Genomic DNA, 16,326 nt, shown 5'->3' on the forward strand with positions numbered 1-16,326 from the left:
GTGTTTATTGGAGATAATTTTTGTGGCGAAAATAATGCTGTCTGGCGCAACAGGTCTACTTGGCCGTGCAATTTTTGCAAACCTAGGCACACATCACGACATCATTGGCTTGGGCTTTTCAAGAGCGCAGCCTCCCATTATTAAAGCTGATTTGCTTAATGAAAAAGAAGTATTCGAGCTATTTGACACCCACCGTCCAGACTTCTTTATTCACAGTGCCGCCGAACGCAATCCAGACAAGTTTGATGATGACCCCGAACAAGCCATTGAGTTAAATTGCGCTGTGACCGAATGTATCGCCAAATGCTGTGCACAATATCAGTGCAAACTCATTTTCATTAGCACCGATTATGTCTTTGATGGCCGCACTGCGCCTTATGATGAAGCCGCCATCCCTAATCCCTTAAATTTATACGGTGAGTCCAAAGCTCGCACAGAAAGCCTGTTGCAAACCCTCTACCCTAGTGCTGCTATCGTGCGTATACCTGTGCTTTATGGTCAAGTCGGTCATCTAGGAGAGTCTGCGGTTACAGTAATTGCCAAGCAATTACTTCACGGCGTCACAGAGTTTGATGATGATGCCCTGCGGTTTCCTACTGATACCAAAGACATTGCACTAGTTATAGATCAGGCCATTAATCATTTCGGCCAATCAATGCGAGGGATCTACCATGTCAGCGCCAAACAAAAAATGACCAAGCTTGATATGGCGAAAATCATGGCGGAAATCATGGGTATTGACACTAACGCCCTCAGCGGGGCGCCATTTAATCCTAATGCCGCACCAAGACCAAAAGACTGCCAACTAAAAGATACTAAGCTCATGACACAGGGTATTGAGATAAATACAGATTTTAAAGACGCCATTGCAGATATTCTGGCGCCCCATTTATCGCAATAAGTTGTAGTTCGTGCACAGGCTTCGTTTAATGGCATGTACATGCTTGGCCATAACTGAGCATGTACAAGACTTAAAATAACAAGCAACCTTCAGGTAAAACAAAAGGTAACACCATGTTTGCAACCCAATTAAAAGCGCTCGCACTGTCTTTGAGCGTCGTGATGACACCGCCAGTACTCGCACAAGTAGACCAATTTGATGCATCACAACACAATCGCCAAATTGAAATTGATAGCTCAGTTACTACTGAACACAAAGCTCGCATCAATGGTGAGCGCATTTCTTACACTGCGCAAACAGGTACTCAACCGGTTTGGAATGACAACGGCGACGCTGTTGCAACCCTGCATTACACATACTACAAACGCAGTGGTGTCGATGACGATACCAAACGTCCACTGCTCATTTCGTTTAACGGTGGTCCAGGCTCAGCATCCGTGTGGATGCACCTTGCCTATACCGGTCCTAAAGTACTTAAGATAGATGATGAGGGTTATCCGGTGCAGCCATACGGAGTAAAAGAAAACCCTTACTCTGTATTGGACGTAGCAGATATTGTTTATGTAAACCCTGTAAATACCGGTTACTCTCGCGTGCTGCCGGGTAAAGACGGTAAAATGCCAAGCCGTGACCAACAAAAAGACATGTTTTTTGGGGTTAACGCTGATATCAAATATCTAGCCGAGTGGCTCAATACATTTGTAAGCCGTCACAATCGTTGGCGCTCACCTAAATTCCTTATCGGTGAAAGCTATGGTACAACGCGCGTTTCAGGTCTGGCTTTAGAGCTACAAAACAGCCAGTGGATGTATCTCAATGGTGTGGTGTTGGTATCGCCAACGGAAATCGGTATTAAACGTGAAGGGCCTGTTGAAGCCGCCAACCGCTTACCTTACTTTGCCGCCACTGCGTGGTATCACAAGGCACTGGATAGCGAACTACAAGCACTCGATTTGGATGAATTACTTCCTCAAGTTGAAGATTTCACCGTTAATGAACTGATCCCAGCTATCGCTAAAGGTGGCTTTATTAGTGAACAAGAAAAGCGCGATATCGTAGCAAAAATGGCACGCTATGCGGGTGTCTCAGAGCGTTATGTTGAGAGTAACAATTTAGACATCCCAGCGAGCTCGTTCTGGAAAGAGTTGTTGCGTGACAGAGGCCAAACTGTGGGGCGCTTAGACTCACGTTATTTGGGTATCGATAAGCGCGAAGCAGGTGATCGTCCTGACTATTGGGCAGAGCTTACCTCGTGGTTACACTCATTCACCCCTGCTATCAATTATTACCTACGTGAAGAGCTTAACTACGTCACTGACGTAAAATATAACATGTTTGGCTCTGTGCACCCATGGGATCGCAGCAATAACAACACAGGCGAAAACCTGCGTCTTGCAATGGCACAAAACCCGTATTTAAAAGTGCTGGTTCAAGCCGGTTACTTTGACGGTGCGACCAACTACTTTGATGCCAAATACACCATGTGGCAGCTTGACCCAAGCGGTAAGATGAAATCGCGTTTGAGCTTCAAAGGATATCGTAGTGGTCACATGATGTACCTACGCCGTGCCGATTTAGAGGCATCAAACAATGATTTACGTGACTTCATCATCAATGCGCTACCAAAAGAAGGTCAAGCCGCGAAGTATTAGGACAAGTTGAACTTTGCTGTGTGTTTTTACAACTGTCATTGGGGTGTGTTAGCAAGCCTGCGCCGCGTAGTCATGCTATGTAGTCAAGTGATAACCCAGCGCCCCCAATGGCGAAGTTCAAAGCTCAACCAAAGATCGACACGCACTAGTTAAGGCAAAGCACCGCAAAGATAAAACACCACAGCAACGCTGTGGTGTTTTGCTTTATATCGCATAGCTGTGGATTTTTTCTTTTACACAAAAGCATTTATACTCTCCAATACATGGGATTGAAGTGCATAATGCGTTTTTTACTATCATGACAGGATACCGATGAGCGAACAATTTAAGCTGTTTTTTGCCCACCTTGATGATAACCAAGATCAAGAGACTGCAAGCCAAGCGCTACAACAAAAACTCAAACTCAGCGATAAGCAAATTAATGCTTTTTTTGCCGGGCAGTCTATTTTCCCCGCGAGTACGCAGGATAAGGCACTCAAACAAGCTAAAGTACTGGCCAATCTGGGCATTCGCTGTCGGTTAAAGCGCCTAAGCTCAGCATCATCCGCACCGGTTAATAATAAGCGCGACGAACAAATCATGGCCGCGCTTGATTACATCACTAGCAGCTTAATCCGTATTGAAGAGCGCTTGGATGATATGGACCACAGATTCAGCGAGCAGCTGCATCAAAGCGCGGATGACCTCAACGATGATCTGGCTTTAGATTTAAACCTTGACGAAGAGTCAACTGACGACATCAAGCCCATATATAAACGCTGGCCCATGCTGGTAATGGTGCTGTTAATTGTATTGTTGCTAAGCACTTTGGCGCTGCAATTTTTTTACCCTGACTTACTTCCCTTTTAGATGTAATACCCATGCAGTTAGATAGCCAACGTGTTGACATTCGCAAGAGAATGCGGAGTTTGCGTAAAAACTTGTCACAAACAGAGCAAAAAAGTGCGGCTAACGCGCTCAATATTAATATTTCTCAAGTTATAAAAGTTAAAAAAGCCACCAAAATTGGCGGCTATTTAAGTAATGATGGCGAGCCTGATTTAAGCCCAGCTTTTGAGAATATATGGGGGCAAAAAGGCCGCACATACTTACCCATAATCCACCCTTTTTCTGGGGTGCATTTGCTCTTTCAGCACTATGAAAAAAACTCACCCATGAAGGCAAACCGCTATGCTATCTTGGAGCCCGTATTGAATTGCAGTCATATATGTCCAGTTGCGGAGTTAGATTATATCCTCACGCCATTGGTCGCATTTGATAGCCAGGGAAACAGGTTAGGTATGGGTGGCGGTTTTTATGACCGAACTTTTGCACAGATACCTGATGACAAAGTGAAAAAACCGATACTGATAGGTGTTGCACATCAGTGTCAGGAAGTAGACACTTTACCTATTGCCAGTTGGGACGTGCCACTAGATTACATCATCACGCCCGAGAGAATTTATTGCACCACGCGGTAGTGATACAATAAAACGCATTAAAACCCCTAGCTATTAACTCATTTGCGAGCGCAACATGACTCAAGACGAAATGAAAAAAGCGGCCGCTTGGGCTGCACTGGAATACGTAAAAAAAGACACCATCGTTGGTGTAGGCACTGGTTCTACAGTGAATCACTTCATTGATGCGTTAGCGACAATGAAAGACGATATTCGCGGTGCGGTATCAAGCTCTCAAGCTTCAACAGAGCGCCTAAAAGCCCTAGGCATTGAAGTATTTGAACTTAATGATGTGGACGCATTAGACATTTATGTTGATGGCGCAGATGAAATTAACGCCAACAACGAAATGATCAAAGGCGGCGGTGCTGCACTGACTCGAGAAAAAATTGTTGCAGCGGTAGCCAAGCAGTTTATCTGTATTGTTGATAACACCAAGCTGGTAGAAACGTTGGGCGATTTCCCGCTTCCTGTTGAAGTGATCCCAATGGCGCGCAGCTACGTTGCCCGCGAGATTGTAAAACTCGGTGGTGATCCGGTATACCGACAAGGTGTGGTAACAGATAACGGCAATGTGATTTTAGACGTGCACAACCTGCATATTGTTGATGCAAAGTCGCTTGAAGAAACTTTAAATCAGGTAGTTGGTGTTGTTACCAACGGCCTATTCGCCCACCGTGGCGCTGATACTGTGATCATCGGCACACCGGAGGGCCCAACTACACGTTAGAGGAATGAGTAAATGAGTAAGGTATCGTTAGCAAAGGATAAAATTAAGATTCTCTTGCTGGAAGGCGTACACCAAAGCGCGGTAGAAACCCTAAAACGCAATGGTTACAGTAATATAGACTACGTCAAAACGTCCTTACCTGAAGATGAACTCATCGAACGTATCAGTGATGCTCACATTGTGGGCATCCGCTCTCGTACACAACTTACCGAAGACGTGCTCGACGCAGCTCAAAAGCTCATTGCCGTTGGCTGTTTTTGCATTGGTACTAACCAAGTTGACTTAGACGCAGCAAAACGCCGTGGTATTGCGGTATTCAACGCCCCATTTTCAAACACGCGCTCAGTTGCCGAGCTAGTATTGGGTGAAATTCTATTGCTGTTACGCGGTATTCCACTGCGCAACGCGATGTGTCACCGTGGTCAATGGCTTAAAACCGCAGAGGGCTCGTTTGAAGCACGAGGTAAAAAACTGGGTATCATCGGATACGGCCACATTGGTACGCAACTAGGTATCATGGCGGAAAACATCGGTATGACCGTACAGTATTATGATATCGAAGATAAGTTGTCATTAGGTAATGCGCAGCAAGTTCAAAACCTTACTCAACTGTTACAAACGTCAGACGTAGTCAGCTTGCACGTTCCTGAGACGCCGCAAACAAAAAACTTAATTGGTACTGCTGAATTATCAGTAATGAAAAAAGGCAGCATCCTGATCAATGCATCACGTGGCACCGTGGTGGATATCGATGCGCTGGCTGAGGCATTGCAAGACAAAACACTTTCTGGCGCTGCTATCGACGTATTCCCTGTAGAACCTAAGTCTAATGATGAAGAGTTCGTTTCACCACTGCGCGAATTTGATAACGTGATTTTAACGCCGCACGTTGGTGGTTCAACTCAAGAAGCACAAGAAAGCATTGGTGTTGAAGTCGCAGGTAAGATGGCCAAATACTCAGACAATGGCTCGACTATGACGGCCGTGAACTTCCCAGAAGTGGCATTACCAGAGTTGGCCGAGCGCAGCCGCTTGTTACACATCCACCACAACCGCCCAGGGGTACTCACGCAAATAAACCAAGCGTTTGCCCAGCACGGTATCAATATCGCCGCGCAGTATCTACAAACCGATGAAAGCATAGGTTATGTGGTTATTGATGTCGACAGTGACCACTCAGAAGTCGCGCTCAAAGAGCTTAGCGCTGTAGATGGCACTATCCGCGCGCGAATCTTGCACTAACACAATAATTTTTAAATAAAAAGCTCAGCATTAGCTGAGCTTTTTATTTATCACTGTCGTCACCACGAATCGAGAGCAACGGGTATTATTGCCAATGGGTATTACACGTTAAAGTCGGCGGCGCTATGTCTTTCTTTGACTTGCTCGCTTTGTTCACCCCACGTTTTATTTACACGCTTACCCCGACTTACTGCTGGACGCTTATCAATTTTTTGTGCCCAAGCGATAACATGTTTGTACTCATGCACAGACAAAAATTCAGCGGCATCATATGCACGCCCAAGTACTAAAGCTCCGTACCAAGGCCAAATAGCAATATCTGCGATAGAGTACTCATTACCTGCCATGTACTCATTTTGAGCGAGGTGTTTATCAAGCACGTCTAATTGGCGTTTCACCTCCATCGTGAAACGGTTTATAGGATATTCCATTGGCTCAGGAGCATAGGCGTAGAAATGACCAAAACCTCCACCCAAGTATGGCGCACTGCCCATTTGCCAGAACAACCAATTCATACACTCGGTTTTGCTAGCATGATCTTTTGGCACCAAGGTTTCAAACTTGTTCGCCAAATAAAGTAATATCGAGCCTGATTCAAACACCCGTGTTGAGGGCGTTGTGGAGGTATCCACTAAGGCTGGAATTTTAGAGTTCGGATTAATAGCAACAAAGTCAGAGCCAAATTGTCCGCCCTCACTAATATCAATAAAAAATGCATCGTACTGTGCACCCTGTATTCCTTGCTCTAAGAGCTCTTCAAACATAATAGTGACTTTTTGACCGTTGGGAGTGCCCATAGAATAAAGCTGAAATGGGTGCCTTCCTGTGGGCAGCTGTTGCTCAAACGTTGCACCAGCTGTTGGTTTATTAAGGCTTGCCCACTTGCCGCCATTTTCACTATCAAACTGCCACACTTTAGGTGGTGTGTAGGTTGCTGTACTCATCAGTGCTCCTTCGCATTTGTGTGCATCACGTTCGTATAGACCTATGGTCGGAACATAAAATTACAAGTCATCAGCGCAAAAACCTCTGCGAACGTGATTACAGTGCGCGTGATAACGCGCTCGATGGTATGTTAGGTAGGCTCTTTTTGAGTGAGAAACTCTGACATCTTCGCTATCAAGTCAACAAATTCGACAGGCTTTGCCAAATAACCATCAAACCCTTGCTGCTGATAACGCTCAATATCATCTTTCATCACATTGGCTGTGAGTGCAACAATCGGCAACGATGGGTGTTCAGCTTTGATGCGCTTGCACGCTTCAATGCCGTCCATTTTCGGCATCTGGATATCCATAAAGATTAAATCTACTGTGGTATTTTGGGTTGCATCAATGGCTTCTAAACCATTGGTGGCAAAATGCAGCGTCGCCCCGGTATCTTCCAATAACCCTTCTATCACCGCTCTGTTGATGTCATTGTCCTCAACAATTAACACCGCATAACCCGTAAAATTAATATCTACTTGTTCAGCATCTTGCTCCACAACTTTAGTATCAACATCTACAACTCGCTGCAGTGGTAAGGTCACGGTGAAGACTGAGCCCACACCTTGTTCACTGCGCACGGCAATTGAGCCATTCATTAACTCTGCAAGAGAGCCAGTGATAGCCATGCCCAAACCGGTGCCGCCGTATTTCCTTGTTGTTGATGAATCTGCTTGTTCAAAGCGATTAAACAGCCGCTCTAGCTCAACCTGCGACATGCCAATCCCGGTATCAATAATTTCAAACTTTATCGTATTCTTGCTGTCGCAACTTACATTGACAGTGACCGAGCCTTTGTCAGTGAATTTTATGGCGTTAGAGCATATGTTTAGTAACACTTGGCGAATACGATTTGAATCCCCTAGCCAATGATCATGGGTCACACTGTTCTCTATGGTGAAGCTCACATCCTTTTCAACCAACATCAACTTAAGGTCCATCTCTAACGATGCCAACAACGAAAACAAAGAAAATGAATGCACGTCGATATTAAGCTTACCCGCTTCAATCTTAGAAAAGTCGAGAATATCGTTGATAATGGTGCTGAGAGCCTTAGTTGAATATATCGCCTTATCAATAAGCTGCGACTCTTTATCCGACTTAACTGCACGCTTTAACAATTGCAACGTTCCGTAAATGCCATTCATTGGCGTGCGTATTTCATGGCTCATGTTAGCCAAGAAAACCGATTTAGCATTATTGGCACTTTCTGCCAATTCTTTAGCCTGTGATAACTCATTTTCATGCTTGAGCTGGGCTGTTAAGTCATAGGCAATACCAAGAAAACCAAAAATATGACCATTTTCATCTAATAGACTGGTTACACTGAGGTTCACTTGTACATGAGCACCGTCACGGCGCACATAAGTCCACCGGTTGTTGTCTGTTAAGCCTTTTTTAGCCTTGGCTACGAACACACCAAACCCTGGTTCAACAGGATAACCTAACTCCTTTGTCAGTTGTTGCGCGCGTTGTACGACTTCAGATTCGATATGAAATATTGCCAGGGTCTGCAGCCCTATCATGTCTTCAGCATCATATCCCAAAAGCTTTTGCGCACCCGGGTTAAACGCAGTGATGACCCCTTGTTCATCAGTGGCAATAATCGCGTATTCCGCTCCGCGCAAAATACTACGCTGTAAGCTATTCACTCTACTGATTTCATACGTACGAGCCGCTACTTCTTGCTCCAACCTTTCATTACTGAGCTCCAGTGCCTTTGTACGTGTTTGTTCTAGCTCGACACGGTGCAACCTGTTTTCGATAAGACGATATATCATTAAATGAACGCTAAAAATCACTAACGCGAGACAAGTGGTTATCACGAGGATGTTTAAAAATGCTTGGTTGCTAGGCGGTAAACTCATGGCATCCATAAAGCTTTGTCGCGGATGCAACGTAAATTGCCAATCACGGCCATATAAGGTTAGCACTCGTTCACTTTTATACTCCTGCAAGGCCCCTTCTTGATTATGACCAAAGAAGTTAACTGGTTGTGTGTCGCTAACGTCACTAATGAGCAACACCACATCAGTACTTCTACCTATCGCGGAATTTAATATTTCCTCAATCAATAAAGGTGCGTAGGTCCAACCTACTAGAGCTTGCTGCCTAGCAAACGCTGACTCTGGCACGTTCAGCTCTTGGTACATAGGTTGTAGTATTAAAAAGCCATGCAAACGCTTTTTGTTTGCTTGCACCAAGGTAATGGGGGCTGTCAGTTGAATAGAGTTGGTGAACGCAGCTTTTTCAGCTGAGCGCCGCCGCATAGCCTCAGACCCAATATCGAGACCGATCGCCTGCTGATTTACATCTTCAGGCATAATATACTGAATAATAAAGCGGCTTTGAGAGTGCTCGTTTAAGTAACGCACTGCAAACGTGTTATCAGGTCTATCAGCACGTGCCCTCGCAACAAAAGCATCAACATCACCTACTTCCAGCATACGAATGAAGCCAAAACCGCGCGCACCAGGGTACTTACTAGGGTAATCTTGGCTGTTGGAGTAGGTCTGTACGTATTCATAATTAATGTTTTGATGCCCTTTGGCATCGATCGCAGCCTTGAGACTTGAGATCCCGCGCGCGTACAAAGATAAACTGTCAGCAACGGCCACCGTTACTAAATCCAAGCGCTTCGTTAACGTGTTAGCGATGGTTTGCTGGCGTTCTTTCTGATATCGCTTATCCACCTCTAAAGCGTAAATATAGCCTGCTAACACAATAAGCAAGGGCAACCATAGCGTCTTTAACATATGACGCCTAGCAGGCATTCTTTGCGACTCATCAAGATGCATTATGAGGATTTCCTATGCTCATGGATAAACCAGCTGAACCAAGGTAACTGGTTATTATTTTGATAATTTTTATAAATTGTAGACGATAAAGTTCATACAGATGAAGCAAGTTGACTCGCCAATATCCCAAACACTTTAATTAGAACACTGATACATATTGCTACTTCGATATAAAGAGATTAATGTGCCTTTTTGAACCCAAAAAAGATACAGCAATGCAAGAGCCCGTCATTTTAATTAACCCATTTGTAGTTCCCGAAGGAAAGTTAGAAGAATCAATAAAGTACTGGGAGTCTCATCGTGATTTTTTAAAACAGCAGCCTGGCTATGTTTCCACTAAACTGCATCAATCTTTAGCCAATCAATCTTTCCTCGGAGAGCCAACTTATCAATTGATTAATGTGGCTATTTGGGAAAGCCAAGAAGACTTTAACGCTGCGGCGATGAAAATGCGCTCGCAACTCGGAGCAACGAGTATTGAAGGGCTGATAGGTGATCCAGCATTGTACAAAGTTATTCGTCAGTAGTCTTAGCACAAAAAAGCCGGATATTAATCCGGCTCTTTCACTCTTTAAAGCACAGGAATTACTTTCCAGTGGCTTGAAGATCAAAGTATTTTGCAAGTTCTTCAGGGTCTGCCATAGCGATGATTTTCTGGTTAAGCTGAGCAACCGTTGTCTGTTCTGGCACTGTGACCGACACTGAAAATTGCTCTGTACCATTGATAAATCCAAGTGCAGCTTCACGCAACACCACTGGCGCTGGCGACACACTTAGCTGCTGCTGAGCATGCATTTGAAACTGCTCAAGTGTCATACCTTGGGCGGTTACTGTACGCTCTAAGATGTCTTTCAACTTACCCTTGTTCTTAAGCTCAAAGCTCATGCTTTTTGGCACTAGATTCATCATGGCCGTCATCAACTGGCTTTGTAGCACAAGCTGCTGTTGCATCGTTGCTTGACCATTTTGCTCTTGCTCAGCAATAGCATTTAACTGCTCTGACAGTGCCATTAATTCTTGGCTATTGGTCATGGCAAAATTGAACTTAATATCGGCTATATTGCCCGCTTCAATAACTGTTTGAGCATCTGCATCGCCATTACTTTGTTGATAATTGAACTCAGTGATAAGGTTGATTTGCTCACCCTCAAGATCTTCTAACCCTTCAAGCGCCGCTCCTTGTAACGTCATGCCATCAATAGTGAAACGTGCGTGCTCGGTGACTTTTTGAGGATCAAAACCCACCATTTCTACTCGGGCAATATCGGCAATTTTATCGCCTTCAACCGAATTAACTACGACTGATTCCAGCGCAACGCCTTTATTAAATAAATCCGTCGACAGTTCTTGATAACGCACATCGAGACCGGTTTGCGCATGCAAATCTAATAACTGCTTATCAACATCCTTGCGCGCTTCTTTGCTCACATAGTAATTTGCATAACTGTAGCCACCAAAAGCAACTGCGCCCAGTGCAACAACGGCAATGATTTTTTTCATATTAATTTCCTTGTGGAGCCATCCTCGCTCCGATTGATTGTTATAGTTTATTCTTTAGAACAGTGCATCCAGTGCCTCACTGAGACTGGATACAGCCTGCACTTGCATACCTTCTATTGGCTCTTTAGGCTTATTATCCACAGGCACAATGGCCCGTTTGAATCCATGTTTTGCAGCTTCACGAAGGCGCTCCTGACCGCTTGGCACAGGACGAATTTCTCCCCCTAACCCAACTTCGCCAAAAACCACTAATTCTCTTGCCAAACTCACATTTTTAAAGCTTGAGACCAATGCCACTATCAAGGCTAAGTCAGCACTGGTTTCAGACACTTTCACGCCACCGACCACGTTGACGAATACGTCTTGATCAGCCACTTGCAAGCCTCCGTGGCGATGCAGTACCGCCAGCAACATGGCTAATCTATTTTGCTCCAAACCAACGGTGACACGACGAGGATTTGCCAACTGAGAATAGTCCACCAGCGCCTGCACCTCAACCAACAGTGGTCGCGTGCCTTCCCAGACCACCATGACTAATGAACCAGGGGTCTGCTCTTGGGAGCGATTCAAGAAAATGGCTGAGGGGTTCTTTACTTCTCGCAGCCCTTGTCCTGTCATCGCAAACACACCCAACTCATTGACGGCACCAAAGCGGTTTTTATGGCCCCGCAATGTGCGAAAACGACTGTCACTGCTGCCCTCGAGTAATATCGAGCAGTCAATGCAGTGTTCCAATACTTTTGGTCCGGCCAACGAGCCGTCTTTGGTCACATGGCCCACTAATATCATGGCGACTTGGTTTTGCTTGGCAAAACGCGTGAGATACGCGGCGCTTTCGCGCACTTGCGACACACTGCCCGGCGCGGATTGAATGTCGGTCATGTGCATTACTTGGATTGAGTCAATAACCATGATGCTGGGCTTTTCCCTCAAAGCCAGCTGGCAAATTGTTTCCACATTAGTCTCAGCAAGCGTTTGCAACTTATTGGTAGGTAAACCCAAGCGATTAGCTCGCATGGCAACCTGTTGCAGCGACTCTTCACCGGTGACATACAAGGTTTTCATGTTTTGGGCCAAACCACACATGGTCTGCAATAAGATGGTACTTTTACCTGCACCGGGTTCACCACCAATTAAAATGGCACTGCCCGGCACAACTCCGCCGCCCAATACGCGGTCAAATTCGACAAAGCCGGTTGAAAATCGAGGTAAACTCTCAAGGTTTACTTCATCAAGGGTTTGAATTTTTGCTTCAACAAACCCGGCATAGCCACTCGTTGCGCTGCTACTAGGTGTTGATTTTACTGAGGGAACTCTAAATTCAGTAACTGTGTTCCAGGCTTTACATTCACTGCATTGGCCTTGCCAACGCGCAAACTCAGCACCACACTCGTTACATACAAAGGCTGTTTTCTTTTTTACCATAGTGAAGGCATAATTTTTGCTTTAGTATTAACTTAACGCGCTTATTTTAAGAATAAACAATTAATTGACACCCAGTATAACGGTTTTTAGGCACTGGGAAATGGTTTAATGCATGGCAGACGACATTCTACAAAAACATCAACCTCTCATTGACGAGCTAAAGCAGTCTCTAGGTGAAAAAAGCTTTAATAGCGAATTCACCGAAAAAACTGCTGAGCTATCAAAGGGGGATCAGTTCATTATTAAAATGGAACTGAACCGTTTGCGCCAACCATGCAGCCGCGCACTAGACTTGCGTGGTTTAACCACCGCTGAAATTCAAACTTATTCCCACAACAACCAAGACCATTTTTTAGATCATGACGCTATCTTAGTGTTTGAAGACGGTGTAAAGCGCTTCGGTGAATACACGCTTGCCGTCTATGAGATGGTGATGGAGCAATTAAACAGTCGTCGCCAGCAGCGCCAGCAACAAAGATTAGAGGAAGATACCGAGCCTACGGGCGCTAACCTCATTCGTTTTGCATCCTATGAATCTCGCCAACAAGAGCGTATGAATTACGCCATCAAGGTGCGTGTGATGGTCAATGACAAGCGCATTGATGGCAAAACCAGTGATATCTCGCTCGGTGGCTGCAAATTGAAATTGCCGTGTCACAGTATGCTAGAGAGCGAGCAAATCATTCGCGTGCGCTTTACTGGCTTAGAAGAAGATTTCGAGCTGGGTTTAAAAGAAGGTGTTGAGTATGAAGTCGTTGCCATTGAGCCAAGCAATGATATGGACTTTTATTACGCCCGATTAAAACGCGCAGGTAGTCAGAAAACACCAGGCTTTGACGAATTTTTATCGCGCTTTATTGACGGTAATAAACGCCGCTACAAAGTTAATCTCGATAATACCCTTGATGCTGTAATGACCAAGGGCTTTGAGCAATACTACGTGCCACGCATAACCTCGCTCTACGCCTTTATCTGTGAGCACGACAAAAAGCTGCACCCGCGAGTATTACTCACCACCGAAAACAGTCTCGATAGCCATTATTACTTTAATGATGAGCAGCGCCATTCGATGATCCCAAACATCTTAAGGCCGCAACGTTTAAACAGTATTTTGGCGCGCAAAGGTCAAATAAAGCAGACCTTGTTGTATACATTTACTCATACCCACAATGAACAAATATTCTTTTACAGCGCCACAGACCTTGAATTAGCCACTTACCCTGAGCTTCGTGCACTCTTTTTCGCCTATGGCAGTCGCAAACCTAGTTGGCGAGTACATAAGTTGCAGCTCATGCCAGTACGCTCAGGGGATGCTCATATCGCTTTGAGCTTGCCTGACAGTGCGGGTGAAGCTATCGCCAAGCTCAATAAACCACCCAGTGCACGGGTAATGAGTTATCTGCGCGGGTTAAAGTACTTATGTTTGCTCACACCCATTGATAGCCCAGCGCTAACCAAACGCTTGCAACGTTACAAGCTTGATAAAAGTTTAGTGAATCAACTGAAAGTATTTGGCCATCGCCGTACCGTGACACCTGATTTAGAAGTAGTGGCGCTCGAATATGCCAACTTACGCGCTCACAAACGCTATTTGTATCAAACTCAAGTGCAAGTGTTATCGGGGTTAGGGCAAGCTCAGGGCGCTCAAACTCGCGACTTCAGTGTTCTGGGCATGCAAATTGAGCTGCAGACACCCGTAAAAGCGAATAAAGGCGATGTACTTGAAATTGAACTGCCAGAATTACAAGCGCTGACTAAGAAATACAAACTCACCGCCTTGCCTTATGAAGTGATGGCACTGAGTAAGACAGGAACCATCCTAAACCTCAAAGCACATCAACGTAGCAAGCAACCTCATGCAGGGGTTATGTTTTTCTCACAGCTCATTGAGAACAACAAAGACAAGCTGCAAGTGTGCGAAGAGGAACCCAAAGTTCCGGGATTATCAAAAGCCCTGCGCAACATCGTCATTAAAAACGTTTGCCAGACGCCTCTTTACTTCACTAAAGAAGAAGCGCACTTCAAACTTGGCGCAATTGGCCTTGGACGCTACCAAAGCACCCTGCACTACATTTGGCGTCATTTTGGTGAGCTAACAGAGCATCCTAACCTTGATGCATTATCACACAACAAGGCACTTAGCCCACTATTAGATGTTATCCGAGATGGCAATCGTCAAGACAAGGCGCGGGTCTTCGACCTCTTTATCCATATTGATCCCAAGCAAGACCAGCTTAAAGACGCATTAACCGTACGCTGTATCAACGTGAATCAGGATTATACGCAGCTCAATGAATTTATCAGCACCGCCATTAAGAGCGGTGTCCTGTTCTCGTACCGCCTGTTCTTATCTGTCACAGGCCGCCCAGATACAAAGTATTTAATTAGCGAGTTAAAGTACATTAGCCATTACGCGCTGCACAAAGCGAAAGAGTTAGAAAAAAGCTTGTGGGAAGTTGAGGGGGTAATGGACACGCTGACAATCGATGAGCTGCTACCGAGGTTGTTTAATATCGATATTAAAGCTTATCAAACCATGGTGGTGCGCCGTAACACCTGGCTACAGCGCATCAATTAGGGACCTACTGGCGCTTCGGGATAGTGACAAAATATAGCAACTGCGCTAATGAACCTGCGGTAATGGCCGCAGGTGCCTCAGCCACCACTTTTTCTTTACCGTGAACGGCGACACCTAATCCCGCTTCAAACATCATCAGCAAATCATTAGCGCCATCGCCAATGGCGATGGTCTGCCCTTTTGGTAGTGCTAATTCATCACGATATTGCGCCAAAAAGCGCGCCTTCTCTTTGGCGTCAACAATATCACCACTGACCTTACCGACTAATACTTGGCCATCATCATCAAGCAGGTTGGCATGAATTCTATCTAAATTAAGCAACTTTTGGACGTGCGCTGCGAAAGGCACAAACCCACCTGACGCTATGGCTAGGTGCCAGTTATTTGCTTTGAGAGTAGCGCACAAATCTTCCACTCCTGGCATCAGTGGCAACTGACTTTTAAGCTCATCGACCAAGTCCAATTTGATGCCTTTGAGTTTTGCCACACGCTGGCGCAGACTCTCACTAAAATCAAGATGCCCCGCCATGGCCTGTGCAGTAACGCTGGCCACTTCATCATACACCCCGCCCAAACGTGCTATTTCATCAATACACTCTATGGTAATGGCTGTTGAGTCCATATCCATGACCAGCAGCCCCGGCTCTTGCAGTTTTGGCGGATTAACTAATGCCGCACACTGCACTGCATTGTCGCGGCTATACGCTTTGAGGCTCTGTGCAAGTGACTCATCGGCATGAGTGAGTTCAAATACAAAGGCAGGCGGTAAATCATCGTGACCAAGGTAGCGATTTACTGCAATAATTTGCCCGTGGTTTTGCAGGTATTGAGCCAAACTAGCAACCTGCATCCCCAAGGGGAAACCGAATAAAAGCACATAGATAGGTTGGCTTGACTCGCTCTGTTCTACCAAAGCCTCATGGTCAATCTCATACCAAAGATTTAAACTAAGGTGATTACTTAGGGACAGGTCGTCTTGCTGTGCTAAAGTAGAAAAAGCAATGCTGTGCTTTGGCATTAACGGCTCCAAGGGCAAAATTAAAATAACACGGTATCAATTTAATCATTGATGGCT

General features: G+C 45.3%; 13 protein-coding genes. 8 read left to right on the forward strand and 5 right to left on the reverse strand.

The window, feature by feature from the left end:
* The first annotated feature begins 22 nt into the window (after positions 1-22).
* The 6 genes from AAEU32_RS08830 to serA all read left to right on the forward strand — a co-directional run bounded on the left by AAEU32_RS08830 (position 23) and on the right by serA (position 5,964).
* Entirely contained in the window at positions 23-901 is an 879-nt protein-coding gene (locus tag AAEU32_RS08830) for a dTDP-4-dehydrorhamnose reductase family protein (RefSeq protein ID WP_421970166.1), read from the forward strand.
* A gap of 161 nt (positions 902-1,062) precedes the next feature.
* Positions 1,063-2,553 (forward strand): S10 family peptidase, encoded by a 1,491-nt coding sequence (locus AAEU32_RS08835; protein WP_421970350.1) that lies wholly within the window; start codon positions 1,063-1,065, stop codon positions 2,551-2,553.
* A gap of 312 nt (positions 2,554-2,865) precedes the next feature.
* Positions 2,866-3,402 carry a hypothetical protein gene (locus AAEU32_RS08840; protein ID WP_421970167.1) on the forward strand — a complete coding sequence of 179 codons (537 nt, stop codon included), beginning with the start codon at positions 2,866-2,868 and terminating at the stop codon, positions 3,400-3,402.
* An 11-nt stretch (positions 3,403-3,413) separates the two neighbouring features.
* Entirely contained in the window at positions 3,414-4,013 is a 600-nt protein-coding gene (locus AAEU32_RS08845) for a 5-formyltetrahydrofolate cyclo-ligase (protein WP_421970168.1), read from the forward strand.
* A 55-nt stretch (positions 4,014-4,068) separates the two neighbouring features.
* Positions 4,069-4,722, forward strand: coding sequence for a ribose-5-phosphate isomerase RpiA (gene rpiA, locus AAEU32_RS08850; protein ID WP_421970169.1), 654 nt, complete (start codon positions 4,069-4,071; stop codon positions 4,720-4,722).
* 12 nt (positions 4,723-4,734) lie between these two features.
* Positions 4,735-5,964, forward strand: a complete 1,230-nt coding sequence (serA, locus tag AAEU32_RS08855; protein ID WP_421970170.1) for a phosphoglycerate dehydrogenase — start codon at positions 4,735-4,737, stop codon at positions 5,962-5,964.
* Between the two features lie 101 nt (positions 5,965-6,065).
* Here serA and yghU read toward each other — a convergent pair whose 3' ends face one another.
* Both yghU and AAEU32_RS08865 read right to left on the reverse strand, forming a co-directional pair.
* The gene (gene yghU, locus AAEU32_RS08860) at positions 6,066-6,908 is read right to left on the reverse strand and encodes a glutathione-dependent disulfide-bond oxidoreductase (RefSeq protein ID WP_421970171.1); all 843 of its coding nucleotides are present in this window, start codon (positions 6,906-6,908) and stop codon (positions 6,066-6,068) included.
* A gap of 131 nt (positions 6,909-7,039) precedes the next feature.
* Positions 7,040-9,706 carry a CHASE domain-containing protein gene (locus tag AAEU32_RS08865; protein ID WP_421970172.1) on the reverse strand — a complete coding sequence of 889 codons (2,667 nt, stop codon included), beginning with the start codon at positions 9,704-9,706 and terminating at the stop codon, positions 7,040-7,042.
* 224 nt (positions 9,707-9,930) lie between these two features.
* Between AAEU32_RS08865 and AAEU32_RS08870 the strand changes: the two genes are divergently transcribed.
* Positions 9,931-10,275: an antibiotic biosynthesis monooxygenase family protein gene (locus AAEU32_RS08870; RefSeq protein ID WP_421970173.1), complete on the forward strand. Its 345-nt coding sequence runs from the start codon at positions 9,931-9,933 to the stop codon at positions 10,273-10,275.
* A 58-nt stretch (positions 10,276-10,333) separates the two neighbouring features.
* Here AAEU32_RS08870 and AAEU32_RS08875 read toward each other — a convergent pair whose 3' ends face one another.
* Positions 10,334-11,248, reverse strand: a complete 915-nt coding sequence (locus AAEU32_RS08875) for an aq_1923 C-terminal domain (protein ID WP_421970174.1) — start codon at positions 11,246-11,248, stop codon at positions 10,334-10,336.
* A gap of 54 nt (positions 11,249-11,302) precedes the next feature.
* On the reverse strand, positions 11,303-12,673 hold the full coding sequence (gene radA / locus AAEU32_RS08880; RefSeq protein WP_421970175.1) for a DNA repair protein RadA: 1,371 nt from the start codon (positions 12,671-12,673) through the stop codon (positions 11,303-11,305).
* A 112-nt stretch (positions 12,674-12,785) separates the two neighbouring features.
* Between radA and AAEU32_RS08885 the strand changes: the two genes are divergently transcribed.
* Positions 12,786-15,251: a PilZ domain-containing protein gene (locus tag AAEU32_RS08885; protein ID WP_421970176.1), complete on the forward strand. Its 2,466-nt coding sequence runs from the start codon at positions 12,786-12,788 to the stop codon at positions 15,249-15,251.
* 4 nt (positions 15,252-15,255) lie between these two features.
* Here the strand turns inward: AAEU32_RS08885 and serB are convergent, their stop codons facing one another.
* Positions 15,256-16,269: a phosphoserine phosphatase SerB gene (gene serB, locus AAEU32_RS08890; protein WP_421970177.1), complete on the reverse strand. Its 1,014-nt coding sequence runs from the start codon at positions 16,267-16,269 to the stop codon at positions 15,256-15,258.
* Between the last annotated feature and the right edge of the window lie 57 nt (positions 16,270-16,326).

The organism is Pseudoalteromonas maris (assembly GCF_049257235.1).
Taxonomy (GTDB): domain Bacteria; phylum Pseudomonadota; class Gammaproteobacteria; order Enterobacterales; family Alteromonadaceae; genus Pseudoalteromonas.